We start from the raw sequence: 22289 nt of genomic DNA on the forward strand, positions 1-22289 counted from the left end.
AGGTGCATGAACAACGCCGCGCTGGAAGAGCTGGTTGACACGCCATGAAAAACGCCGCCCGCAGGCGGCGTTCATCACGATCGGGAAACCCGATTTACTTCTTGGCGGAAGCGGCGTCGGCCTTCTTCTCGGCCTTCGCTTCGGCCTTGGCTTCCTTGGCTTCGGTCTTGGCCTTCTCGGCCTTGGCTTCGGCCTTCGCAGCCTTCTTCTCGGCCTTGGCGGCCTTCTTGTCGGCCTTCGTCTCGGCCTTCTTCTCGGCGGACGCGGCAGCCTTGGCGCCGGAGGCGGCCGGCTTGGCGGCGGAAGCAGCCGGCTTGGCGCCGGAGGCGGCGGCCATGGGGGCGCCGGCGTGCGAAGCGGCGAACGTGGCGCCGGCGAAGAGGGTGGCCACGAGGGCGGCGAGCAGCTTGTTCATTTGGAGTCCTTCCAGGGATGGTTTTCGAAAAATTGCTGCCCGTTCCTATGGGCAACCCCCCGGAAACGCCGCTTGCTGCTCATCCGTTGACAGGAAGGCGTAGGTTTTTCAGGACTAGAATCCCATGGTTTACCCGGAGACAACCCCCCACATGGCATACCAGCACATCAAGGTCCCCTCGCAGGGCCAGAAGATCACCGTCAACAAGGACTTCTCGCTGAACGTCCCCGACCAGCCGATCATTCCCTACATCGAGGGCGACGGCACCGGCATGGACATCACGCCCGTCATGCTCAAGGTGGTCGATGCCGCGGTGGCCAAGGCCTACGGCGGCAGCAAGAAGATCCACTGGATGGAGGTCTACGCCGGCGAGAAATCGACCAAGGTGTACGGCCCCGACGTGTGGCTGCCCGAGGAGACGCTCGCCGCCGTGCGCGAGTACGTAGTATCGATCAAGGGCCCGCTGACCACGCCGGTGGGCGGCGGCATCCGCTCGCTGAACGTGGCCCTGCGCCAGGAGCTGGACCTGTACGTCTGCCTGCGCCCCATCCAGTATTTCGCCGGCGTGCCCTCGCCGCTGAAGGAGCCCGAGAAGACCAACATGGTCATCTTCCGCGAGAACTCGGAAGACATCTACGCCGGCATCGAGTGGGAAGCCAAGAGCGAGAAGGCGCAGAAGGTCATCAAGTTCCTGATGAACGAGCTGGGCGTCAAGAAGATCCGCTTCCCCGAGACGTCGGGCATCGGCATCAAGCCCGTGTCGATCGAGGGCACCGAGCGCCTGGTGCGCAAGGCGATCCAGTACGCGATCGACAACGACAAGCCCAGCGTCACGCTCGTGCACAAGGGCAACATCATGAAGTACACGGAAGGCGGCTTCCGTGACTGGGGTTACGCGCTCGCGAAGAAGGAATTCGGCGCGGTCGAGATCGACGGCGGCCCGTGGTGCAAGTTCAAGAACCCGAGGACGGGCAAGGACATCGTCATCAAGGACTCGATCGCCGACGCGTTCCTGCAGCAGATCCTGCTGCGCCCGGCGGAGTACAGCGTCGTCGCGACGCTGAACCTCAACGGCGACTACGTTTCCGACGCGCTTGCCGCGCAAGTGGGCGGCATCGGCATCGCGCCCGGCGCGAACCTGAGCGACTCGGTCGCGATGTTCGAAGCCACGCACGGCACGGCGCCCAAGTACGCCGGCAAGGACTACGTGAACCCCGGTTCCGAAATCCTCTCGGCCGAGATGATGCTGCGCCACATGGGCTGGACCAAGGCCGCCGACCTGATCATCAGCTCGCTCGAAAAAGCGATCCTGTCGAAGAAGGTCACGTACGACTTTGCGCGCCTGATGGAAGGCGCGACGCAGGTGAGCTGCTCGGGGTTCGGGCAGGTGATGATCGAGAACATGTGACGCGTGAGCGCATGAAAAAAGCCGCCCTCGGGCGGCTTTTTTCTTGTCGGGGCAGGCTGCTTACTTCTGCGACAGGTCCCCATGCCCGGAAGCATGGAACTGCGGCGCGCGCACCTTGGAGTGGCGCGGCTGCCGGTCGGCGGAGGGTTGCGTGGTGATGGGCTTGACCTCGCCGGTGCCCGGCTCGGCGTGGATGTTCTGCGCGAGCTGGCCCTTGGGGCCTTGCGTGATCTCGAAATTGACGCGTGCGCCTTGCTTCAGCGTCTTGAAACCATCCATCGCGATGGCCGAGAAATGCGCGAACACGTCCGCACCGCCGCCGTCGGGTTCGATGAAGCCGAACCCCTTTGCATCATTGAACCATTTGACAGTGCCTGTCGCCATTTCTTCTTCCTTCAGAATGCCCCTCTTGACCGTGCGAAGTTTCACGGTTAAGCGCTCGGCTGTCAATGATTTCACATACTAAAGTTTCGGGGACGACGGGCCGGTTCGGGGTGGCCCGGCCGGGCCGTTGCGGCGGTCAAATGCGCCCGCGGAAAATGACACTGCGAGTTGCCGCTTGAATGTCGCGCTGGTGCCACCAATTCACTGGCAGGCTGCGGTGCGAAGTGCCGCTGGCTAGAATGAATTTGATGGCGACCCAACCCCCCGAACCTCCCGTGCCGGCGCCCCCCGTGGTCCGGCCGAAGAGCGACGACGGCGGTTCGGTCGTGCTCGAGAGGCGCACCCAGCGCACCAAGCCCCCCCAGATGTACCAGGTCGTCATGCTCAATGACGACTACACCCCGATGGAATTCGTGGTGGTCGTGATCCAGGAGTTCTTCCACAAGGACCGCGAAACGGCCACCCAGATCATGCTCAAGATCCACCTGGACGGGAAAGGCATCTGCGGTGTCTACCCGCGCGACATCGCCAACACCAAGGTGGAACAGGTGCAGGAGGCCGCGCGCCAAGCGGGCCACCCGCTTCAGTGTTTGAGTGAACCGGTTGAATAAAGGCCGGTCGAACCGATCTACAGTATTCGAGAAACCAAGGCAGAAGGAATTCAAATGATCGCCCAGGAACTGGAAGTCAGCCTGCACATGGCGTTCGTGGAAGCGCGGCAACAGCGCCACGAATTCATCACCGTGGAGCATCTCCTGCTGGCCTTGCTGGACAACCCCAGCGCGGCGGAAGTGCTGCGCGCCTGTTCGGCCAACATCGACGACCTGCGCAAGTCGCTGTCCAACTTCATCAAGGACAACACCCCGCAGGTGGCCGGCACCGACGATGTCGACACGCAACCCACGCTGGGTTTCCAGCGCGTGATCCAGCGCGCCATCATGCACGTGCAGAGCACGGGCAACGGCAAGAAGGAAGTGACGGGCGCCAACGTGCTCGTGGCGATCTTCGGCGAGAAGGACTCGCACGCCGTCTACTACCTGCACCAGCAGGGCGTGACGCGCCTGGACGTGGTGAACTACATCGCCCACGGCATCAAGAAGAGCGACCCGCCGGAGCCCACGAAGGGTGGCGAGTCCACGGGCGGCGAAAGCGAAGAGGGCGGCGAGAAGAGCGAGAAGGCTTCGCCGCTGGAGCAGTTCACGCAAAACCTCAACCAGTCGGCCAAGGACGGCAAGATCGATCCGCTGATCGGCCGCGAGTACGAGGTCGAGCGCGTCATCCAGATCCTGTGCCGCCGCCGCAAGAACAACCCGCTCTTGGTGGGTGAGGCCGGCGTGGGCAAGACGGCCATCGCCGAAGGCCTGGCCTGGCGCATCACGCAGAAGGACGTGCCGGAAATCCTGGCCGAGTCCACCGTGTATTCGCTCGACATGGGCGCGCTGCTGGCGGGCACCAAGTACCGCGGCGATTTCGAGCAGCGCCTGAAGGGCGTGCTGAAGTCGCTCAAGGACAAGCCCAACGCGATCCTCTTCATCGACGAGATCCACACGCTGATCGGCGCCGGCGCCGCTTCGGGCGGCACGCTGGACGCGAGCAACCTGCTCAAGCCGGCGCTGTCGCAAGGCACGCTCAAGTGCATCGGCGCCACCACGTTCACGGAATACCGCGGCATCTTCGAGAAGGACGCGGCGCTGTCGCGCCGCTTCCAGAAGGTCGACGTGGTCGAGCCGACCGTGGCCGAGACGATCGAGATCCTCAAGGGGCTGAAGAGCCGCTTCGAGGAGCACCACAGCGTCAAGTACGCGGCCAACGCACTGCAAGCGGCTGCGGAACTGAGCGCGAAGTACATCAACGACAGGCACCTGCCCGACAAGGCCATCGACGTGATCGACGAGGCCGGCGCGGCGCAGCGCATCCTGCCGGTGACCAAGCGCAAGAAGACCATCTCCAAGGCGGAAGTCGAGGAGATCGTGGCCAAGATCGCGCGCATCCCGCCGGCCAACGTGTCCAGCGACGACCGCGGCAAGCTGCAGAACATCGAGCGCGACCTGAAGGCCGTCGTGTTCGGCCAGGACAAGGCGCTCGAGGTGCTGGCGTCCGCCGTCAAGATGGCGCGCTCGGGCCTGGGCAAGGGCGACAAGCCGATCGGCTCGTTCCTGTTCTCCGGCCCCACGGGCGTCGGCAAGACCGAAGCCGCCAAGCAGCTCGCCTACATCATGGGCATCGAGCTGATCCGCTTCGACATGTCGGAGTACATGGAACGCCATGCCGTGAGCCGCCTGATTGGCGCGCCCCCGGGCTACGTGGGCTTCGACCAGGGCGGCCTGCTTACCGAGGCCATCACGAAGAAGCCGCACGCGGTGCTGCTGCTCGACGAGATCGAGAAGGCGCACCCGGACATCTTCAACGTGCTGCTGCAGGTGATGGACCACGGCACGCTGACCGACAACAACGGGCGCAAGGCCGACTTCCGCAACATCATCATCATCATGACGACGAACGCGGGGGCCGAGTCGCTGAACAAGTCGACCATCGGCTTCACCAACTCGCGCGAGCAGGGTGACGAGATGGCGGACATCAAGCGCCTGTTCACGCCGGAGTTCCGCAACCGCCTCGACGCGACGGTGAGCTTCAAGTCGCTCGACGAGCAGGTCATCCTGCGCGTGGTCGACAAGTTCCTGCTGCAGCTGGAGCAGCAGCTGGCCGAGAAGAAGGTGGAAGTGACCTTCACCGACAAGCTGCGCAAGTACCTGGCCAAGAAGGGCTTCGATCCGCTGATGGGCGCGCGCCCGATGCAGCGCCTGATCCAGGACACGATCCGCCGGGCGCTGGCCGACGAACTCCTGTTCGGCAAGCTCACCGAAGGCGGCCGCCTCACGGTGGACCTGGACGACAAGGACGAAGTGCTGCTGGACATCCAGCCGCTGCCCAAGAAGGAGGGCAAGGCCAAGCCCGAACCCGAGGAAGTGTCCGAGGGCGGGGGCAACTGAGTAAGCCCCGTGTCAGTTGTGAAGCCGCCTCCGGGCGGCTTCTTCATTTAGGCGCTAGAGTCGCGGCAAATAAAAGGAGACGCTGATGACCCGCTTGATGAAACTGTCCGCGCTTCTGCTTGTCGCAGGCTGCGCCTCGATGCATTCCGGCCCCAGCGCCACCGCTCGCCTGCAGCCCACCGCGGGCAACACCGCGAGCGGCACGGTCACCTTCGCGCAGTCCGGCGGCAAGGTGCTAGTCAGCGGTGAAGTGCGCGGGCTCAAGCCCAACGCGCTGCACGGCTTCCACGTGCACGAGAAGGGTGATTGTTCCGGCGCCGACGGCATGACCACCGGCGGCCACTTCAATCCCGACGGCAAGCCGCACGGCGAGCATGGCCACGCGCCGCATCACGCGGGCGACCTCATGTCGTTGAAATCGGATGCGAACGGCGTCGCGAGCTTCAAGTACGAAAGCGCGACGATTGCTGTGGGCAGCGGCGCTGCGAACGACGTCGTGGGCAGGGGGCTCATCGTGCACCGCGACCCCGACGACTACAAGACGCAGCCGACGGGCAATTCCGGCGCACGCATCGCGTGCGCTGTGATCACGAAGGCTTAAGCGGCCGGCTTGCGCCGCGACGGCGTGACCGACAGCAGCGCGCTCACCAGCGCGTGCGGCTTGAGCGGCTTCGCGACGTGCAGGTCGAAGCCCGCGTCGATCGCCCGCGAGCGGTCCTCGGGCCGCGCGAAGGCCGTCAGCGCCACGGCGGGCAGCCGCCGCCCGCTCTGGCGCGCCATCGCGTTCACGGCGCGGATCAGTTCGTAGCCGTCGCGACCGGGCAGCCCGATGTCGCTCACCAGCGCGTCGGGCCATGAAGCCCCCAGTGCCTCGAGCGCGGTGTCGTAGTCGCGCGCGCTGCGCACGGTCGCGCCGCGGTCGGCGAGCACCACGCACAGCATCTCGGCCGCGCCGGCGTCGTCCTCGACCACGAGGATGTCCAGGTTCTCGAGCGGGCGCGCCTGCAGCTCGTCGGGGCTGCGGTCGTCCAGCTCCGAATCGGGCGGGCGCTCGGCGCTGAAAGCGGAGCCGAACACGGGCAGGTCCACCTGCATCGTCGCGCCCGTGCCCGGCCCGGCGCTGAACGCCGATACGCGGCCGCCGTGCAGGTCGGCCAGGTGCTTGACGATGGACAAGCCCAGCCCGAGCCCGCCGTGGTGGCGGTTGCCCGGCGAATCGCTTTGCGAGAAGCGGTCGAACAGGCGCGGCAGGAACTCCGCCGCCACGCCCTGCCCGAAGTCGCGCACCACCAGCTGCAGGGTGTCGCGCTCGCGGCGCAGGCGCACGTCGACGCGGCTGCCCGCCGGCGAGAACTTCACCGCGTTGGTCATCAGGTTCCAGACGATCTGCTCGAAGCGGTTCGGGTCCATCCATGCCGGGTCGTTGCCGCAGTCGAAGTCCACGTCGACGTGGATCGACCGGTCGTCGATGTCCTTCTGCAGCGCGGTGAGCGCGTTGGTCACCACCTCCGCCGGGTCCACGCGCTCGCGCTCCAGGCGCAGCTTGCCCGAGTTGATGCGCGAGACGTCCAGGATGTCGGAGATGATGCGCGCCTGCGCCTTCACGTTGCGCTCGATCGCGGCCAGGCCCTTCAGCGCCTCGGGCGTGGGGTCGCGCCTTTGCAGGATGGCGACCCAGCCCACGATGGAGTTCAGCGGCGTGCGCAGCTCGTGCGACAGCACGGCGATGAAATCGTCCTTGGTGCGGCTGTGCTGTTCGGCCGCGGCGCGCGCGGCCTGCTCGCGCTCCAGCACTTCGCGCCGGCGCTGCTCCAGTTCGTGCCGCTCGGACAGGTCCGACGCGGTGGCGATCCGAAGCCCCTCGCCGATGGGCGCGGAGATCGTCCAGTCGAGGAAGGCGATGCGCCCGTCGGGGTGCTGCACCGGCATTTCGACGTGGCTCGCTTCGTGCGCGGGGAACGAGGCTTCGAACCCGGGCGCGGCGAACGACGCGAGCGGCCGGCCGACGACATCTTTCAGGGGCCGCCCCAGCAGGCGCAGCATGGCGCCGTTGGCATCGGCGAACCCGCCGTGCACGTCCAGCAGCGCGATGCCGCTTTGCGCATGGTCGTAGATCGCGCGGAAGCGGTGCTCGCTGCGGCGCAGGCCTTCCTCGGCCGTGCGTGCGCGGATCAGCGCCTGGATCGTCGCCACCACCACCGCGGGCTCGGCCGGGTGCACGAGGTAGGCGTCGGCGCCGGCGTTCAGGCCCGTGATGCGGTCCTCGCTGGCCACGTGCGTCGCGGACAGGTGGATGACGGGAATGTGTTCGGTCTCTGGCCGCGCGCGGATCACGCGGCACACGTGGAAGCCGTCCATGTCGGGCAGGTTCACGTCCAGCACGATCGCCGACACGCCGCTGGCCGACTTCGCGATGGCTTCGGTGCCGTTCGCGGCCTCGTCGGTCCGGAAGCCGGCGGCCTTGAGCACCCGCGCCGTCGAATAGCGCGTGGCGTCGTTGTCGTCGACCACCAGCACCGTGTGCTGGCCCCGGTCGACGGTGACGTTGATGACGTCCGTGTCGTTCATGGGTTCGCGGGCGGCAGCTGCACGGGGATGGTCACGCGGAACACCGAGCCCTTGCCCAGCTCGCTCTCCAGGCCGACGTCGCCGCCGAGCAGGTGGGCCAGGCGCCGGCTGAGCGACAGCCCCAGCCCGGTGCCCTTCAGCTTGCGCTGCAGCGCCGAGTTCTCGTGCACCTGCTTGAAGTCCTCGAACAAGGTGTTCTGGTACTCCGGCGCGATGCCGATGCCGGTGTCGCTGACGCGGAAGGTCACGTGGCCGGCGCCGTCGGGCAGCGCCGTCACGCGCACCTCGCCGTTGCGCGTGAACTTCAGCGCGTTCGAGATGAAGTTGCGCAGGATCTGCGACAGCTTGCGGTCGTCGGTGTACAGGCGCGGGATGTCCTGCGGCGGTTCCTCGAAGACCAGGTGCACGTCCGGGTTGGTCAGCACGGGCTTGAACATGCCGCGCAGCGCCGAGAACAGGTCCACCATCTCGAACCACGCCGGCGAGATCTCCACCCGGCCGGCCTCGACCTTCGCCAGGTCCAGCAGGTCGTCCACCATCTCGGCGAACTCGCGCGCGTTCTGCTCGATGAACTGCACCTGCTTTTCCTGCTCGCCGGTGAGCGGCCCGTCCACGCGGTCCAGCAGCAGGCGCACGATGCTGCGGATCGAGCCGATGGGCGTGCGGAACTCGTGGCTCATGTAGGCGAGGAAGCGGCTCTTCAGCTCGGTCGCCTGCTTCAGCTGCTCGGCCTGCATGTCCAGCTCGGCGTACAGCGCCAGCACGCCGCGGTTCGTCTCGTCGAGTTCCGAGCGCAGTGACACCAGGTCGCGCTGGGCGGTTTCGAGGAGGGTCATGGGATCGCTCACGGGCACCTACTTTCGGGCGGCCACGACCACGACCGTCGCATCGTCGCGGCCCCGGCAGTGGTCGCGCATCAACACGGCGGCAATCAGCGCGGGGTCGCGCCCAAGCAGCGGGACGATGCGCTGCGGGGTCCAGCGCGCCTCGATGCCGTCGCTGTGCATCACCAGCACGGCGTGCGGCGGCCAGTCCGCGGTGGCCTCCTCGGGTCGGCGCATCTGCAGGCCCGCCGTGCCGTGCTGCGTGAGCAGCGTGCGGTCGGACGTGCCCGACACGGCGCGCGAGACGACGTTGCCGGCGCCCGCGTAGTTGAACTTGCCGGCGGCGCGGTCGGCGTGGAAGATCGCCACCGCGGCGCCGCGCGTGGTGCGAAGCGCGACGTGCGCCTGCTCCAGCAGCGAGCGCGGGCTGGCCGGCAGCCCGGTGCGGAACACTTCCACCGCATCGCGCGAGGCTTCCGCGGCCGCTTCGCCGTGGCCCAGGCCGTCGGCCAGGATCACGGTGGCGCGGTCGCCCTCGGTCCGCGCGGCCCACGAGTCTCCGCACACGAATTCGCCCGGCGCGCACGTGGCGATGCCGGCGATGCACAGGGGCTCGTCGTGCGCGGGAGGCTTCGCGCCTACGCGCAGGCGGGCGACGATCAGCGTGCCTTCGCCCGGCACGGAGTGCAGATCGAAATCGGTGGACAGGCGCTTGACCGCGCCCAGCCCGGTGCCGGGCGTGCCGCCGGTGGAAAAGCCGTCGGCGACGCTGCGGCGCACGTCGGCGATGCCGGGGCCGCGGTCGATGGCGATCACCTCCACCTCGTCGCCCGACGCCGCCAGCAGCATGCGGCCGTCCTGCGCGTGGCGAAACAGGTTGGTGCCCAGTTCCGTCACGACGATCGCCAGCCGGCCCGCGAGTGTTTCGTCAAAGCCGCAGCGGGCGGCGAGCGATGCGGCATGGCGGCGCGCTTCGCCGACGCGGCTGGCGTCGGCGATCGGGAAGACCGCGTGCGTGCGTCCTGCGATGAAGGCCACGCGGCTACTTCCAGCGCGTGATGCGCACGCGGGTGCCTTCGCCGGGCGCGGAGTCCAGGTCGAACTCGTGCACCAGGCGCTTGCTGCCGGGCAGGCCCAGGCCCATGCCGCCGCCGCTGGTGTAGCCGTCGGTCATCGCCATCTTCAGGTCGGCGATGCCGGGGCCCTGGTCCTCGAAGTGCAGCCGCAGCCCGCGCTTGAGGCCCTGCTCCAGCAGCTCCCAGCGCATGTGGCCGCCGCGGCCGTGCACGAGCGTGTTGCGCGACAGCTCGCTGGCCGCCGTGATCATCTTGGTCTGGTCGACCAGCGAGAACTTCAGCTGCTGCGTGATCTGCCGCACCGCCTGGCGGGTGGCGACGATGTCTTCCTCGCTGCGGATCGGCAGCGTGCCTTCGATGTCAACGGCCATGCGCGCTCCCTCGCCGCGCCGGGCGCAGCAGTTCCATGCCGCGTTCGACGTTCAGCGCGGTGCGCACGCCTTCCAGGGAAAGGCCGAGTTCGACCAGCGTGATGGCCACCGCCGGCTGCATGCCGACGACGACCGTGGCCGCGTCCAGGATGCGGGCGATGCCCGAGATCGACGCCAGCATGCGGCCGACGAAGGAGTCGACGATCTCCAGCGCCGAGATGTCGATCAGCACGCCCTTGGCGCCCGAGTTCGAGATCTTGGTCGCCAGGTCGTCCTGCAGGGCCAGGGCCGTCTGGTCCTGCATGTCCACCTGGATGGTGACGAGCAGGAAGCTGCCCATCTGCAGAATGGGGATGCGGTTCATGCGCGGCCGCCGGTCAAGCGGCGAGGGGCTCGTTGGTCACGCGGAAACCGTTGCGTTCCAGTGCGAGCGCCAGCGCGTCGGCCAGCGTCGCCTTCGAGGCGATGCCCTGCAGGTCGATGCCCAGGTGCACGATCGTCTGCGCGATCTGCGGGCGGATGCCGCTGATGATGCAGTCCGCGCCCATGAGGCGGATGGCGCTGACGGTCTTCAGCAAATGCTGCGCCACCAGCGTGTCCACGGTGGGCACGCCGGTGATGTCGATGATCGCCAGCTGCGAGCCGGTGTCCACGATGCGCTGCAGCAGCGCCTCCATGACGACCTGCGTGCGCGCCGAGTCGAGCGTGCCGATCATCGGCACGGCCAGCACGCCGTCCCACAGCTTGATCACGGGGGTCGACAGCTCCAGCAGTTCTTCCTGCTGGCGCTTGATGATGTCCTCGCGCGACTGCTGGTAGGTGTTCACCGTCCACTGCGCCATCTGGTCGACCAGCGACGACAGGGCCCACAGCGCCGACACCTGCACCTGCGGGCTGGAGGCCAGCCGCTTCTGGATCAGCGTGAAGATGGGCCGCTTGACCGCCAGGATGAACACGCTGGTGTCCCCGGCCGTCTTGCCCTGCGCCGCGCGCGATCGCGAGATGGAGGACAGCACGTCCCGCAGGCCCGCCCACGCGGGGCCCTGGAACTGTTCGGTGTCGGCGTTGCCCGCCAGGGCGGCCTTCATGGCATGGAGGATTTCGCGCGCCTCCTGCTGATTGGCGCGCTGCGTCCCGTCGTGTCCTGTTCCCGCTTCATCGAGCCAGCCCTGCAGCACGCCTGCTTCGTCTTGCTGCAAAAGGGAGTGGATTGCTTCCGTTTCCTGGCTCATTCGGTCCTTGGTGTGAGTCGCGCCGTTGCAGCGCGAGGAAGCGATTCATTGTAGGCACGAGGCAGAGCAGGACCTGTAGGACGAAGCCCCAGGCCCTGTGCGTCGAAAGCAGTCGTTGCTGCGGAAACGAGGCGCTAAGCGGTCAGTCCAGCAAATCGGCCGGCACCTTGCCGCCGTTCTCGGACATCTTCTTCATCACCTGCTTGTGCAGCCAGATGTTCATCGAGGCGCTGTCGTTCTTGTCGCCGGTGTAGCCCAGTTCGTCCGCGAGCTGCTTGCGCTCGGCCAGCGAGCTGTCCATGCCCACGAGCTTCATCAGGTCGACGATGGAGGTGCGCCAGTTCAGCTTCTGCGGGTTCTTCTCGGCCATCTCGTTCAGCACCTTCTCGATGTCGACGCGCTCGGTCGTCGCCGCGGCGGCGCCGGCTTGCGGTTGCGGGGCCGCGCCGCTGCCGGCGGGCGCCGTCTGCGCCGTCGTCGTGGCCGCACCCGGCTGGTTGCGGTGGAAGATGCGGTTGAACAGGTTGCCCAGGACGCTCATGGTGATCTCCTTGTTGGTTGATCACCACCTTAGGCCGGGCCGCGCGGGCCCGGCGTAGTCCCAGTCAGTACGTCTTGTAGGGCAGGAACTTACCCGACAGCACGACGTGCACGCGATCGCCCTTGGGATGGGGCTCGCGCGTGATGTCCATGGAGAAGTCGATGGCGCTCATGATGCCGTCGCCGAACTCTTCGTGGATGAGTTCCTTGATGGTGGTGCCGTACACGTTCACGAGCTCGTACCAGCGGTAGATCAGCGGGTCGGTAGGCACCGCCGTGGGGAGCGAGCCCTTGTAAGGCACCACGGTGAGCCATTTCGCCTCTTCGCCGCTCAGCCCGAAGACTTCGGCGATCGCGCCGGCCTGCTCCTTGTTGGCGGTCATCTGGCCGAGGCACAGGGCGGTGGTCCATTCCTTGGACTGCCCGACCTTCTGGGCGACGGAAGCCCAGCTGATGCCGCGCGAGACCTTCGCGGCGATGATTTTTTCGGTGACGTCGTTGCGGTTCATGGTTGCTCCTTCGCCAGGGAAGAAGCAACACCCGTGCCGCTACGGCTTGACGAACTTGAGGACGAATTCGTCCTTGGGGTGCGCCGGCTCGGCCTGGTCGCGCGGGTCCTGCGGGTTGCGCAGGAAGTCGCCGCGGGCGGCCAGCTTGAAGCCGGCGGCTTCGACTTCCTTCACCACGAAGGCTTCTTCCACGCGGTGCAGCGTGCCGGACTCGCTGATGCCCGTGCCGGCGCGGCCCGAGTGATCGGCGACGATGAAGATGCCGCCGGGCTTGAGCCCCTCGAAGACCGAGCGGTTCAACTTGTCGCGGTCCACCTTCAGGTGCCCCATGTCGTGGTAATTGAACATGAAGGTCACCAGGTCCAGCTTGCCCTTGAGCTCCGGCGGCACCGGGTCCTCGAATGGCCGGCGCACGTACTGCATATGCGCCAGCTGCGGGTTCTTGGTGCGCTCGACGAAGGCCGGGGGCGGCGGCGCCTGCGGCCCGGCGGCGGGCACCAGCGACTGCCCGATCACCTTGCCGGTGGGCCCGACGGCGCGCGCGACCAGCTCCGTCGTGTAGCCGCCCGATGCACTCACGTCAAGGGCGGTCATGCCTTTGCGCGGGGCGATGAAGGCCAGCAGCTCGGTGGGCTTGCGCCGCTCGTCGTTCTTGCGGTCGGCGGCCGTGCGGTCGCTGCTCGCCACGATCGCGGCCGCCTGGTCGCGCGACAAACCCGGCGGGGCGCTTGCGCACGCGGTGAGCAGCAGCGCGGAAACCAGCAACACGGTCTTCATCGTCGTCTCCTTCGGTTGTTCAAAGGCCCATGCGCGACATGCCGAAGCACAGGCCGATCAGCTGGGTGAAATTCAGCGCCATCCCGCCAACGTGCAGCCGCCGGAAACTGCGAACCTGCGGGGGCTCCATCGGTTCGTCGCGGGTGCGCAAGCTGTCCATTCGCGGCAGCACGGCGCGCCGGCTGAGATAGGCGACGAGGAAGATGACGCACATGGCCGTCGCCGAGACAGGGTGCCGGGCAAGGGCGTACGACGCGGCGCCGCCGGTCGACACCACCATCACCGCCTTGTAGTACACGTCGAACAGCCCGCGGATGAAGCGTGCATCGAGCAGCGTGTCGTGCTTGAGGATCATCAGCGGCAGCGAGCCGAGCGTGAAGAACCCCATCCAGAACAGCAGGAGCACGGTGAACGCGAACCCGATGAGCGTGAAGTTCATTTAAGGCTTGTCCTTGCCGACGAGGGCCTTCCAGTGCTTGGGCTCCACCGGCGTGATCGACAGCCGGTTACCGCGCTTGAGCACCAGCATTTCCGCGAGCTCCGGCCGCTCGCGCAATTCGGCCAGCGAGATGAGGGGGATTTTCTTCGTCACCTGGACGTCCACCAGCATCCAGCGCGGCTCGTCCTTCTTCGACTTCTCGTCGTAGTACTTGGACTTCTTGTCGAATTGCGTCGGGTCGGGGTAGGGCGTGGACGCCACCTTGCCGATGCCGGCGATGCCCGGCTCGGGGCAGCTCGAGTGGTAGAACAGCACGCCGTCACCCACGCGCATCTGGTCGCGCATGTAGTTGCGCGCCTGGTAGTTGCGCACGCCGGTCCATGCGACGGTGGATTTGGGCGCCGCGATGGCGTCGTCCACCGACACCTCGTCGGGCTCGGACTTCATCAGCCAGTAGGCCGTCACCGCTTCACTTCCAGCAGTTCCACTTCGAAATGCAGCGTGGCGTTGGGCGGGATCACGCCGCCCCCCGCGCCGCGTTCGCCGTACGCAATCGACGGGGGGCAAACGAACTTGGCCTTGCCGCCCGGCTTCATCATCTGCACGCCTTCGGTCCAGCACTTGATGACGCGGTTGAGCGGGAACTCGGCCGGCGCGCCCTTGGACGCGTCGAACTCCTTGCCGTCGGGGAAGGTGCCGCGGTAGTTCACGCGCACGACGTCGGTCGGGCCGGGCGGGGCGCCGCTGCCTTCGCGCAGCGACTGGTAGACCAGTCCGCTGGCGGTGGTGACGGGGGGAGGGAGGGTGGCGCAGGCTGCGAGCAGCGCCGCGGCAATGAGGCAGGGCAGGGTACGCATGGGCGGCAATCCTATACTGGCCGCATGAATCCCGTCGACCCGCTCCCGCTCGAAAAGGACAAGCTCCAGGCGCTCCTGGGCGTCTCCACCGGCACGCTTACCACAGTGCTGATCAAGAAGGGCTTGCGCAACACCTGGGTCCGCGGCGCGCTGCCGATGAAGGAAGGCCAGCCGCGCGTGGCGGGCCGCGCCTTCACGCTGCGCTTCGTGCCGGCGCGCGAGGACCTCGCGACGCCGGCGTCGTGGGGTTCGCCGATCTCCACCCGCGCCGCCATCGAGGCCATGCCCTCCGGCTGCATCGCGGTGGTCGGCGCGATGCGCGTCACCGACGCCGGCATCTTCGGCGACATCCTCTGCGCGCGCATGGTGAAGAAAGGCGTGGCCGCGCTGGTCACCGACGGCGTGCTGCGCGACGTGCAAGGCGTGCTGGGCACGGGCCTGGACGTCTGGGCGCAAGGCTGGGCCGCGCCGCCTTCGGTCGCGGGCCTGACCTTCGTCGGCTGGCAGGAGCCGATCGATTGCGGCGGCGTAGCGGTCTTCCCGAACGACGTCATCGTGTGCGACCAGGACGGCGCCGTGCTCATCCCTGCGGCGCTGCTGGACGACGTGATCGCCGCGGCCACCGAGCAGGAACACCTCGAGAACTGGATCATGTCCGAGGTGGAGAAGGGCGCGCAACTGCCGGGGCTGTACCCGCCCAACGAAGAGAACAAGAAGCGCTACGAGGCCTGGCGCAAGACGCAGCGCTAGCGCACCTGCACCGTCACCCGCAGGAAGGTCGCCGGGATCACCGTCTTGCCCGCCGTCGTGCTTTCGTTCTTGGCGTTGAAAAGCGCCTCCAGTTCGCGGCGCAGGTCTTCTTCCTTGCCGTTCTTCGCCGCCGCGTCGAACGCGTTCATCGTCGGCCCGTAGTAGCGGCGGAAGGTGTCGACCAGGTCCACCGGCGTGCCGTCGAAGCGGAAGGTGTACGTGTCCTTCACGCACGAGATGTCCTTCGACGAGACGCCCGCGGCGCCGAAGCGCTCGGCGACGTTCTGCTCCACACCCCAGGTCATGGGACTGATGAAGCCTTCGGGCGGCGGCGGCGAGTAGGCGGAGCTGATCTTCAGGACCTGCGCGACCAGCGTCGGGTCGCCGGGGATCCAGTTGCCCATCGTGATCTTGCCGCCGGGCTTGGTGACGCGCACCATTTCCTTGGCCACGTCGAAGGGCTTGGGCGCGAACATCGCGCCGAAGATGCTCACGACCTGGTCGAACGTCTTGTTCTCGATGCCCGCGAGGTTGCTCGCGTCGCCTTCCTGGAACGAGAGGTTGGCCAGGCCCGCATCCTTGGCGCGCTTGTTCCCCGCTTCGACGAGGTTGCGCGCGATGTCGACGCCGAGCACGTTGGCACCGAGCTTGGCGGCGGGCAGCGCGGTGGTGCCGTCGCCGCAACCCAGGTCCAGCACGTACTGCCCTGGCGCGATGCCGATGGCCTTCACGAGCGCCTCGCCGCTTTCGCGCATCGAAGCCGCGATGCGCGTGAAGTCGCCTTTCTCCCAGAGTGCCTTGTTGGGGTTGGCAGGTGCGTTCATGGCAGGGCTCCGATCGCGATGGGTTGTAGGGGGCGCCCAGCGTACGCCTTTCGTGTGCAGGCGTCATCCTTCATTTGCGGCCGAGCTGCAAACCTGCGCGTAAGGCCCGTTGACGCGCGCGCGAGGGGCCCGTTAGCCTGCGTGCAACCCACAAGGAGACTCCATGCGCTTGCTGTCCAAGGCCCTCGTCGGCCTCGCGCTCGTCTGCAGCTCGGCCCTGTCGTTCGCGCAAAGCGCCGAGGCCGACTACCCCAACCGCCCCATCAAGTGGATCGTGCCGTACCCGCCGGGCGGCACCACCGACCTGCTGGCGCGCCTGATGGCCACGTGGCTGTCGGACCGGCTGAAGCAGCAGGTGATCGTGGACAACAAGCCGGGCGGCGGCAACAACATCGGCACGGAGCTGGCGATCAAGTCGCCGCCCGACGGCTACACCATCTTCCTGGTGAACCCGGCCAACGCGATCAACGCCACGCTGTACAAGAACCTCACGTTCAACTTCCTGAACGACCTGCAGCCCATCGCCGGCATCATCCGCGTGCCCAACGTGCTGACCGTGCGCAAGGACTTCCCCGCGAAGACGGTGCCGGAGTTCATCGCCTACGCCAAGGCCAACCCGGGCAAGGTGAACATGGCGTCGTCGGGCTCGGGCACTTCGGTGCACCTGTCGGGCGAGCTGTTCAAGTCGATGACCGGCATCGACATGAAGCACATCCCGTACAAGGGCGCGGGCCCGGCCACCACCGACCTGCTGGGCGGGCAGGTGGACCTGATCTTCGACAACATGCCGTCGATCATCAGCCACATCCGCGCCGGCAGCGTGCGTGCGCTGGGCGTGACCACCGCGCAGCCTTCGCCCGCGTTGCCCGGCATCCCCGCCATCGCCGAGACGGTGCCGGGCTACGAAGCCAGCGCGTGGTTCGGCGCGGCGGCGCCGAAGGGCACGCCTGCGTATGCGATCAACCGCATCAACCGCGAGATCAACGCCGCGCTGGCCGACCCTGGGATGCGCGAGAAACTCGCGAACCTGGGCGGTGTGCCCATCCCCGGCACGCCCGAGCAGTTCTGGGCCATCCACAAGATGGAGACCGAGAAGTGGGCGAAGGTGGTGCTGTCGTCGGGCGCGAAGGCGGAATAGCCCAAAAGACACTGGATCCCGGCCTGCGCCGGGATGACATCACCTGCGCTGCAAGGCCAGCGCCACGCCCGCCGCGCAGCACAGCATCGAGATCCACTGCACGGGCCCCAGCGGCTCCTGCAGCACGATCGCGCCCGAGATCATCGCCACCACCGGCACCATCACCGTCGACAGGCCCGCGATGTTCGCGGGCAGCATGCTCGCCACGCTGAACCATGCGGCGTTGCCCACCGCCATCGGCACGAAGGTGATGTACGCGATGACGAGCACCGTCGTCATCGACGGCGTGTGCCATTCGCCACCGCCTTGCGCCAATGCGACGAGCGTGATGGGAATGCTCGCGATCAGCAACTGCCAGCCGGTGGTGACCAGCGGCGAGCCGGGCAGGGGCTTGCGCTTGAGCATCTGCGTGCCCACGGCCCAGCCGATGCCTGCGAGCAGGCCCAGCGCAAAGCCCAATGGCGCCTTGGCGTACGCACTCATGCCGTTGATGATCAACAGCAGCACGCCCGCAAAACCGATCACGAGCGCGAGCAGCACGCGCGGCGTGGGCCGCTGGCCGAACGCCATCCAGCCGATCAACGCCCCCCAGAAAGGCATGGTGAAGCCGAGGATCGCGGCCTGGCCCGAAGGGATGAGGATGGCCGCATAGCCGCTGGCGATGTTCCACACCACCAGGTAGGCCAGCGATGCCTGCAGCAGCGTCGGCCAATGTTCGCGGGGAATGCCCAGCGGAACACCGCGCACGCGCGCCAGCAACAGCAGTGCGGCACCGGCGCCCATCAACGAAACGCTGCGGAACGTCCACACCGACACTTCGCGCATCGCGATGGGGAAGAGCGGCCAGTTGGTGCCCCAGACGAGCGTGAGGATGACGAGAAGGGGAATGGCTTTGCGCACAACTGGCGCATTGTGCCGCGATGAACGCCCTCCGCCGAGAGGCGTTGGCGGGCTAGCCGCCAGGACCCTTGCGCGAATGCACTACCAATTCGATAAAAAACTCAAAAACTTCCTGAACGCTCTCCAGTATCAATTCGAGAATCACCTTGAGAGCTTGCTCATTTCGTCTTAGTGCAAGCAGCCCGGCCAAACAAAGTGCCATCAGGACGAACCAGCCGACCGAGATGTACTTGCAGATCTCTTTCCACGCAGGAATTCCCTCGTGATGCAGCCAGCGGGCGAAGGCGAGCATCAACTCGAAAGCGAACTGAAGCAAGACGCCCACGAGAAGCAAGGCTATGGCCAGTCCGATGAGGACGCCCATGCTTTTCATGAACGCGCCCATGAGTTTCTCGAAAAGCGGTGTCTTCTCGTCCCCGATGGGATAAAAGAAGATCATTGCGAAGAACATGAACAAGCCGAATCCTTCGCCCAGCAACCCGCTGGATTTTTCGTAAAGGCTCGTATAGAGGCCTAGGCTGAAGGTGCCAAATGTGCCGAAGGCAAGGGCGGCTAGGTACGCAAGGCCAAGCAAAATCCAAGACGCAGCGGTAGCGATGCCGGTCGCTTTTTTCACATGCGCAAGTCCCCGGACGATGGCCTCCATCCCTCCTCCAATCTGGGGGTGCCAGACAAAAATACTGCGCTGCAAGCGGTTCGTTCTAATGTCTCGCAATCTAGCCATTAGCGATCCCGGTCGCAAGCTTTTTGTGGCTCCAAAATCGCCAACATGCTCCGCATTGCCCTGATCCACGCCACGCCGCTGTCCATCGAGCCGATCAACGCCGCTTTCGCGCAGCTGTGGCCCGAAGCCGAACGTATGCATCTGCTGGACGATTCACTGTCGCGCGACCGGCAGCGCGACGGCGAGCTCACGCCGGCGATGACGCAGCGCTTCGTCACGCTGGCCACCTACGCCAAGGGCACGGGCGCCGACGCGATCCTCTTCACCTGCTCCGCTTTCGGCCCGGCCATCGACGAGGCGGGCAGGGCGGTGGGCATCCCCACGCTCAAGCCCAATGAAGCGATGTTCGAGCAGGCGCTGGGGATGGGCCGAAGGTTGGCGCTGGTAGCCACCTTCGCGCCTTCGATAGATTCGATGGCCCCCGAGATCGAACAGATGGCGCGCGAACGCAAGCAGGCCATCGACCTGCAAACCGTGCATGTGCCCGGCGCGATGGACGACCTGGCCGCCGGCCGCGCCGACGAACACCACCGCAAGATCGCCGATGCCGTCGCTCAGCTGGCGGACCGCGACGCCGTGATGCTGGCGCAGTTCTCTATGTCGGGTGCGCAGCCAGCGGCCCAGGCCCGGACAAGCTGCCCGATCCTGACGAGCCCTGCTTGCGCGGTGGCGGCGCTTCGTCGGCGGATGGCAGGCGCAGCGTGAACTCGGCGCCCGCGCCCAGCTGCGAGCGCGCGCGCACGCTGCCGCCGTGCTTTTCCATGATGCGGCGCACGTTGGCCAGGCCCATGCCCGTGCCCTCGAACTCCGCCGCCGTGTGCAGCCGCTCGAAGGGGCGGAAGAGCCGCACCGCGTGCGTCATGTCGAAGCCCACGCCGTTGTCGCGCACGCGCACGTCGTAGCGGTCGGGCGGGTGCGGCACGGCGTCGATCGAGATCACCGTGTCGCGCTGGTGGCGCGTGTACTTCACCGCGTTGGACAGCAGGTTGATGAACGCCAGCAGCAGCAGCGACGCGTCGCCGTGCACCGCGGGCAGCGGGGCGATGCGCCACTCGATGTAGCGCGACTCGGTGGCCATCACGGCGCTGCGCGCCTCGCCCACCACCTGGTTCAGGTCCACCCGCGCCATGCTCACCTGCGATTGCCCCAGGCGCGCGAACTCCAGCAGCGCGCGGATCATGCGCTTGGCCGTCGCGGCGGCGGCGGTGATCTTGCCGAGGTTCACGACGTCGGCCGCGGGCATGCGGTCGGCGTTGCGCTGCATCACCTGCGAGAACGCGGCGATGGTCGTCAGCGGCTGCTGCAGGTCGTGCGCCAGGCTGCCGGCAAAGGCCTGCAGGTCGCGGTTGGCCAGCTCCAGGTCGGACATCGTCACTTCCAGCGCCTCGGACTTCTCGGCCAGCAGCTTGTTGCTTTCGGCCAGGCGCGCATAGAGCGAGCCGTTCTCAAGTAGCAGCACCGCCAGCACGAAGCCGTTGGCGAGCAGCCCGTAGATGCGGCCCGAATACCAGCCCAGGTCGAAGCGGCCGCCATTGAGCACCGAGGCCAGCGCCGTCTCGGCCGACCACACGCACAGCACCACCATCAGCCACAGGTCCAGCACCGTGTGCGGCGGGCGGCGCCAGATGGCGGCCAGCGCCAGGAGGCCCAGCACCCAGGTGATGACCGCGACGACGATCTTGCCCGGCGCGTCGGTGTTGCCGGCCATGATGGGCGGCAGGATGTCGTGCAAGGCCGTGGCCACCAGCACCATCGCCGCAGCGAGCGCGATGGCCGACACGGCCGCGGCGTACACCGCCAGGCGCACGCTGCCACCCAGCGTGTGCTGCTGGCCGTTGGGCTTGAGCATGGCGTAGCCGATGACGAACAGCGGGAAGCCCGCGTGCCAGAAGTAGTAGATCCACGCCGTCGTCTGCCCGCCGCCGCCGATCACGCCCTGCGGGCCGAACAGGCCCGGGAAGCTCAAGGTGTGCGACGTGGCCATCAGCGCGTTGAAGATGTAGCCGGCCGCCAGCAGGATGAGGCCGCGGTTGCGCAGGATGCGGAACTGCCCGAGCAGCAGCACCGCGGTGATCATGTCGAAGATGACCAGCGCCGACTGGTAGATGGGAAGGAACGCGGGCACCTGCGCCAGCGGCAGCCTGGCGAAAGGCGCGGCGGCGGCAAACACCACCAGCGACACGAGCACGGCAAGCAGCGCGGCCTTGCGATGCGAGGACGCGGGCTGCAGCGTGGAAACGAAGCTCCCGTTCATCGACCGTTGCGGCCGATGCCCGGGCTTATGCGCCCGTGGCTTCAGCCTCCCTGTTCATCCGAAAATTCATAGTAGGCTGATTTGCCGCGCAGTTCCACCATGGCGTCGTGCATTAGTTGGCACATCGCCACGCATTTCCCCCCAATTGGGGAATACCTTCTTCTGCCCCGGATACCGCGAATTGCGGATACCTCGCGGCGCGACCCAGAATCGAGGATGAGCAGCCCCCGCACCAGCGTCGCGCAATTGCGCGGCTTCATCACCGCCTGCCTCGAGCGCCTGGGCCTGCCGCCCGACGAAGCCGCCACCTGCGGGCGCCTGATGGCTGACGCCGAAGCCCAGGGCTCCGACGGGCACGGCGTCATCCGCCTGATGCCTTACGCGCGCCGCATCCGCGCCGGCGGCATGAACCTGCACCCGAAAATCCGTATCGCGAAGGAGAAGGCCGCAATGGCCCTCATCGACGGCGACAACGGCATGGGCCACCTGGTGATGTCGCGCGCCGCGCAGGTCGCGATCGAGAAGGCGAAGAACTGCGGCGTGGCCTGGGTAGGCGCGCAGCATTCCAACCATGCCGGGCCCGCGTCGCTGTATGCGCGCATGGCGCTGGAGCACGGGATGATCGGCCTGTACTTCGCGGTGGGCAACGCCAACCACCTGCCGCCGTGGGGCGGCACCGACATGCTGCTGTCGACCAACCCGATCGCCTGCGCCATCCCCGCGGGCGACGAGCCGCCCATCGTGCTGGACATGGCCACCACCGTTGCGGCCTACGGCAAGGTGAAGGCCAAGGCGCAGCGGGGCGAGCAGATGCCGGTGGGCTGGATGATCGACCGCAACGGCCAGCCGCTGACGGACCCCAAGCGCGCGGGCGAGGGCTTCCTGCTGCCCATCGGCGACTACAAGGGCTACGGCCTGGCGCTGGTGGTGGGCATCCTGGCCGGCACGCTGAACGGCGCGGCCATGGGCAGCGAGACCATCGACTTCAACGCCGACGACGTGACGCACACCAACACTGGCCAGGCGATCTGCGTGATCGACCCCGACGCGTTCGGCGAAGGCGAGGCCTTCAAGCGCAAGGTGGACCAGCTGATCCGCGAGATGCGCGGCAGCGCCCGCATGCCGGGCGTGGACCGCATCTGGCTGCCGGGCGAGCAGAGCCACGAGAAGCGCTTGCGGCACGAGCGCGAGGGCATCTCTCTCCCCACGGCTCTCCTCACGCAACTCGACGATTTCGCCCGCGGCCTGGGTGTACAACCCCTCCCACGCACCTAGTGCTTGTCGTCCCGGCGCAGGCCGGGACCCAGTG

26 protein-coding genes are annotated in these 22289 nt (G+C 67.0%); 8 read left to right on the plus strand and 18 right to left on the minus strand.

Features of this window, described 5'->3' with window-relative positions; translation table 11 throughout:
* Positions 1-94: 94 nt before the first annotated feature.
* Complete coding sequence (locus WG903_RS12625; protein ID WP_340075830.1) at positions 95-415, minus strand: cell envelope biogenesis protein TolA; 321 nt, start codon at positions 413-415, stop codon at positions 95-97.
* Between the two features lie 151 nt (positions 416-566).
* On the opposite strand from WG903_RS12625, the gene icd reads away from it, so the two are divergent.
* Positions 567-1823 carry an NADP-dependent isocitrate dehydrogenase gene (gene icd / locus WG903_RS12630; protein WP_340075832.1) on the plus strand — a complete coding sequence of 419 codons (1257 nt, stop codon included), beginning with the start codon at positions 567-569 and terminating at the stop codon, positions 1821-1823.
* 60 nt (positions 1824-1883) lie between these two features.
* Here the strand turns inward: icd and WG903_RS12635 are convergent, their stop codons facing one another.
* A complete protein-coding gene (locus tag WG903_RS12635; protein ID WP_340075834.1) occupies positions 1884-2207 on the minus strand; it encodes a cold-shock protein in 324 nt (107 codons plus the stop codon).
* 239 nt (positions 2208-2446) lie between these two features.
* Between WG903_RS12635 and clpS the strand changes: the two genes are divergently transcribed.
* From clpS to WG903_RS12650, 3 genes are all read left to right on the plus strand, one after another.
* The gene (clpS, locus tag WG903_RS12640; protein ID WP_340075836.1) at positions 2447-2818 is read left to right on the plus strand and encodes an ATP-dependent Clp protease adapter ClpS; all 372 of its coding nucleotides are present in this window, start codon (positions 2447-2449) and stop codon (positions 2816-2818) included.
* 54 nt (positions 2819-2872) lie between these two features.
* Complete coding sequence (gene clpA / locus WG903_RS12645) at positions 2873-5197, plus strand: ATP-dependent Clp protease ATP-binding subunit ClpA (RefSeq protein WP_340075838.1); 2325 nt, start codon at positions 2873-2875, stop codon at positions 5195-5197.
* 85 nt (positions 5198-5282) lie between these two features.
* Complete coding sequence (locus WG903_RS12650) at positions 5283-5798, plus strand: superoxide dismutase family protein (RefSeq protein WP_340075840.1); 516 nt, start codon at positions 5283-5285, stop codon at positions 5796-5798.
* Here WG903_RS12650 and WG903_RS12655 read toward each other — a convergent pair.
* The 12 genes from WG903_RS12655 to WG903_RS12710 form a co-directional block, all read right to left on the minus strand.
* Positions 5795-7765 carry a response regulator gene (locus tag WG903_RS12655; protein ID WP_340075842.1) on the minus strand — a complete coding sequence of 657 codons (1971 nt, stop codon included), beginning with the start codon at positions 7763-7765 and terminating at the stop codon, positions 5795-5797. The genes WG903_RS12650 and WG903_RS12655 overlap by 4 nt on opposite strands.
* The gene (locus tag WG903_RS12660; protein ID WP_340075844.1) at positions 7762-8601 is read right to left on the minus strand and encodes a sensor histidine kinase; all 840 of its coding nucleotides are present in this window, start codon (positions 8599-8601) and stop codon (positions 7762-7764) included. The genes WG903_RS12655 and WG903_RS12660 overlap by 4 nt, the downstream gene beginning before the upstream one ends.
* A gap of 18 nt (positions 8602-8619) precedes the next feature.
* Positions 8620-9627: an ATP-binding protein gene (locus tag WG903_RS12665; protein ID WP_340075846.1), complete on the minus strand. Its 1008-nt coding sequence runs from the start codon at positions 9625-9627 to the stop codon at positions 8620-8622.
* Positions 9628-9631: 4 nt separating this feature from the next.
* A complete protein-coding gene (locus WG903_RS12670) occupies positions 9632-10036 on the minus strand; it encodes an anti-sigma regulatory factor (RefSeq protein WP_340075848.1) in 405 nt (134 codons plus the stop codon).
* Complete coding sequence (locus tag WG903_RS12675; RefSeq protein ID WP_340075850.1) at positions 10026-10400, minus strand: STAS domain-containing protein; 375 nt, start codon at positions 10398-10400, stop codon at positions 10026-10028. The genes WG903_RS12670 and WG903_RS12675 overlap by 11 nt, the downstream gene beginning before the upstream one ends.
* A 13-nt stretch (positions 10401-10413) precedes the next feature.
* Positions 10414-11268, minus strand: a complete 855-nt coding sequence (locus WG903_RS12680) for an STAS domain-containing protein (RefSeq protein ID WP_340075852.1) — start codon at positions 11266-11268, stop codon at positions 10414-10416.
* A gap of 142 nt (positions 11269-11410) precedes the next feature.
* The gene (locus WG903_RS12685) at positions 11411-11809 is read right to left on the minus strand and encodes a DUF3597 domain-containing protein (protein ID WP_340075854.1); all 399 of its coding nucleotides are present in this window, start codon (positions 11807-11809) and stop codon (positions 11411-11413) included.
* Positions 11810-11873: 64 nt separating this feature from the next.
* On the minus strand, positions 11874-12317 hold the full coding sequence (cynS, locus tag WG903_RS12690; RefSeq protein WP_340075856.1) for a cyanase: 444 nt from the start codon (positions 12315-12317) through the stop codon (positions 11874-11876).
* A 39-nt stretch (positions 12318-12356) separates the two neighbouring features.
* Positions 12357-13094: a class I SAM-dependent methyltransferase gene (locus WG903_RS12695; RefSeq protein ID WP_340075858.1), complete on the minus strand. Its 738-nt coding sequence runs from the start codon at positions 13092-13094 to the stop codon at positions 12357-12359.
* Positions 13095-13113: 19 nt separating this feature from the next.
* Positions 13114-13533, minus strand: coding sequence for a hypothetical protein (locus tag WG903_RS12700; protein ID WP_340075860.1), 420 nt, complete (start codon positions 13531-13533; stop codon positions 13114-13116).
* Complete coding sequence (locus tag WG903_RS12705; RefSeq protein ID WP_445263601.1) at positions 13534-13998, minus strand: EVE domain-containing protein; 465 nt, start codon at positions 13996-13998, stop codon at positions 13534-13536.
* Positions 13995-14390, minus strand: a complete 396-nt coding sequence (locus WG903_RS12710) for an FKBP-type peptidyl-prolyl cis-trans isomerase (RefSeq protein ID WP_340075862.1) — start codon at positions 14388-14390, stop codon at positions 13995-13997. The genes WG903_RS12705 and WG903_RS12710 overlap by 4 nt, the downstream gene beginning before the upstream one ends.
* A 24-nt stretch (positions 14391-14414) precedes the next feature.
* Here WG903_RS12710 and WG903_RS12715 point away from each other — a divergent pair, with 24 nt between their 5' ends.
* Positions 14415-15140 (plus strand): ribonuclease activity regulator RraA, encoded by a 726-nt coding sequence (locus tag WG903_RS12715; protein WP_340075864.1) that lies wholly within the window; start codon positions 14415-14417, stop codon positions 15138-15140.
* Here WG903_RS12715 and WG903_RS12720 read toward each other — a convergent pair.
* Positions 15137-15964 (minus strand): class I SAM-dependent methyltransferase, encoded by an 828-nt coding sequence (locus tag WG903_RS12720; RefSeq protein WP_340075866.1) that lies wholly within the window; start codon positions 15962-15964, stop codon positions 15137-15139. The genes WG903_RS12715 and WG903_RS12720 overlap by 4 nt on opposite strands.
* 163 nt (positions 15965-16127) lie before the next feature.
* Here WG903_RS12720 and WG903_RS12725 point away from each other — a divergent pair, with 163 nt between their 5' ends.
* A complete protein-coding gene (locus tag WG903_RS12725) occupies positions 16128-17102 on the plus strand; it encodes a Bug family tripartite tricarboxylate transporter substrate binding protein (protein ID WP_340075868.1) in 975 nt (324 codons plus the stop codon).
* Positions 17103-17141: 39 nt separating this feature from the next.
* Here WG903_RS12725 and WG903_RS12730 read toward each other — a convergent pair whose 3' ends face one another.
* A complete protein-coding gene (locus WG903_RS12730; protein WP_340075870.1) occupies positions 17142-18002 on the minus strand; it encodes a DMT family transporter in 861 nt (286 codons plus the stop codon).
* Between the two features lie 52 nt (positions 18003-18054).
* Positions 18055-18648 carry a hypothetical protein gene (locus WG903_RS12735; protein ID WP_340075872.1) on the minus strand — a complete coding sequence of 198 codons (594 nt, stop codon included), beginning with the start codon at positions 18646-18648 and terminating at the stop codon, positions 18055-18057.
* A 123-nt stretch (positions 18649-18771) separates the two neighbouring features.
* On the opposite strand from WG903_RS12735, the gene WG903_RS12740 reads away from it, so the two are divergent.
* Positions 18772-19431 carry an aspartate/glutamate racemase family protein gene (locus tag WG903_RS12740; RefSeq protein ID WP_340075874.1) on the plus strand — a complete coding sequence of 220 codons (660 nt, stop codon included), beginning with the start codon at positions 18772-18774 and terminating at the stop codon, positions 19429-19431.
* On the opposite strand, the gene WG903_RS12745 is transcribed toward WG903_RS12740, so the two are convergent.
* Entirely contained in the window at positions 19322-20980 is a 1659-nt protein-coding gene (locus WG903_RS12745; RefSeq protein ID WP_340075876.1) for a sensor histidine kinase, read from the minus strand. The genes WG903_RS12740 and WG903_RS12745 overlap by 110 nt on opposite strands.
* A gap of 216 nt (positions 20981-21196) precedes the next feature.
* Between WG903_RS12745 and WG903_RS12750 the strand changes: the two genes are divergently transcribed.
* Complete coding sequence (locus WG903_RS12750; protein ID WP_340075878.1) at positions 21197-22255, plus strand: Ldh family oxidoreductase; 1059 nt, start codon at positions 21197-21199, stop codon at positions 22253-22255.
* The last annotated feature ends 34 nt before the right edge of the window (positions 22256-22289 follow it).

The organism is Ramlibacter sp. PS4R-6 (assembly GCF_037572775.1).
In the GTDB taxonomy this organism is placed as follows: Bacteria; Pseudomonadota; Gammaproteobacteria; order Burkholderiales; family Burkholderiaceae_C; genus Ramlibacter.

What these genes read in the sequence shown, in the direction of transcription:
- WG903_RS12625 (WP_340075830.1), bottom strand. Translation starts at nt 415, where the DNA reads ATGAACAAGCTGCTCGCCGCCCTCGTGGCCACCCTCTTCGCCGGCGCC.
- icd (WP_340075832.1), top strand. Translation starts at nt 567, where the DNA reads ATGGCATACCAGCACATCAAGGTCCCCTCGCAGGGCCAGAAGATCACC.
- WG903_RS12635 (WP_340075834.1), bottom strand. Translation starts at nt 2,207, where the DNA reads ATGGCGACAGGCACTGTCAAATGGTTCAATGATGCAAAGGGGTTCGGC.
- clpS (WP_340075836.1), top strand. Translation starts at nt 2,447, where the DNA reads ATGAATTTGATGGCGACCCAACCCCCCGAACCTCCCGTGCCGGCGCCC.
- clpA (WP_340075838.1), top strand. Translation starts at nt 2,873, where the DNA reads ATGATCGCCCAGGAACTGGAAGTCAGCCTGCACATGGCGTTCGTGGAA.
- WG903_RS12650 (WP_340075840.1), top strand. Translation starts at nt 5,283, where the DNA reads ATGACCCGCTTGATGAAACTGTCCGCGCTTCTGCTTGTCGCAGGCTGC.
- WG903_RS12655 (WP_340075842.1), bottom strand. Translation starts at nt 7,765, where the DNA reads ATGAACGACACGGACGTCATCAACGTCACCGTCGACCGGGGCCAGCAC.
- WG903_RS12660 (WP_340075844.1), bottom strand. Translation starts at nt 8,601, where the DNA reads ATGACCCTCCTCGAAACCGCCCAGCGCGACCTGGTGTCACTGCGCTCG.
- WG903_RS12670 (WP_340075848.1), bottom strand. Translation starts at nt 10,036, where the DNA reads ATGGCCGTTGACATCGAAGGCACGCTGCCGATCCGCAGCGAGGAAGAC.
- WG903_RS12675 (WP_340075850.1), bottom strand. Translation starts at nt 10,400, where the DNA reads ATGAACCGCATCCCCATTCTGCAGATGGGCAGCTTCCTGCTCGTCACC.
- WG903_RS12680 (WP_340075852.1), bottom strand. Translation starts at nt 11,268, where the DNA reads ATGAGCCAGGAAACGGAAGCAATCCACTCCCTTTTGCAGCAAGACGAA.
- WG903_RS12685 (WP_340075854.1), bottom strand. Translation starts at nt 11,809, where the DNA reads ATGAGCGTCCTGGGCAACCTGTTCAACCGCATCTTCCACCGCAACCAG.
- cynS (WP_340075856.1), bottom strand. Translation starts at nt 12,317, where the DNA reads ATGAACCGCAACGACGTCACCGAAAAAATCATCGCCGCGAAGGTCTCG.
- WG903_RS12695 (WP_340075858.1), bottom strand. Translation starts at nt 13,094, where the DNA reads ATGAAGACCGTGTTGCTGGTTTCCGCGCTGCTGCTCACCGCGTGCGCA.
- WG903_RS12700 (WP_340075860.1), bottom strand. Translation starts at nt 13,533, where the DNA reads ATGAACTTCACGCTCATCGGGTTCGCGTTCACCGTGCTCCTGCTGTTC.
- WG903_RS12710 (WP_340075862.1), bottom strand. Translation starts at nt 14,390, where the DNA reads ATGCGTACCCTGCCCTGCCTCATTGCCGCGGCGCTGCTCGCAGCCTGC.
- WG903_RS12715 (WP_340075864.1), top strand. Translation starts at nt 14,415, where the DNA reads ATGAATCCCGTCGACCCGCTCCCGCTCGAAAAGGACAAGCTCCAGGCG.
- WG903_RS12720 (WP_340075866.1), bottom strand. Translation starts at nt 15,964, where the DNA reads ATGAACGCACCTGCCAACCCCAACAAGGCACTCTGGGAGAAAGGCGAC.
- WG903_RS12725 (WP_340075868.1), top strand. Translation starts at nt 16,128, where the DNA reads ATGCGCTTGCTGTCCAAGGCCCTCGTCGGCCTCGCGCTCGTCTGCAGC.
- WG903_RS12735 (WP_340075872.1), bottom strand. Translation starts at nt 18,648, where the DNA reads ATGGAGGCCATCGTCCGGGGACTTGCGCATGTGAAAAAAGCGACCGGC.
- WG903_RS12740 (WP_340075874.1), top strand. Translation starts at nt 18,772, where the DNA reads ATGCTCCGCATTGCCCTGATCCACGCCACGCCGCTGTCCATCGAGCCG.
- WG903_RS12745 (WP_340075876.1), bottom strand. Translation starts at nt 20,980, where the DNA reads ATGAACGGGAGCTTCGTTTCCACGCTGCAGCCCGCGTCCTCGCATCGC.
- WG903_RS12750 (WP_340075878.1), top strand. Translation starts at nt 21,197, where the DNA reads ATGAGCAGCCCCCGCACCAGCGTCGCGCAATTGCGCGGCTTCATCACC.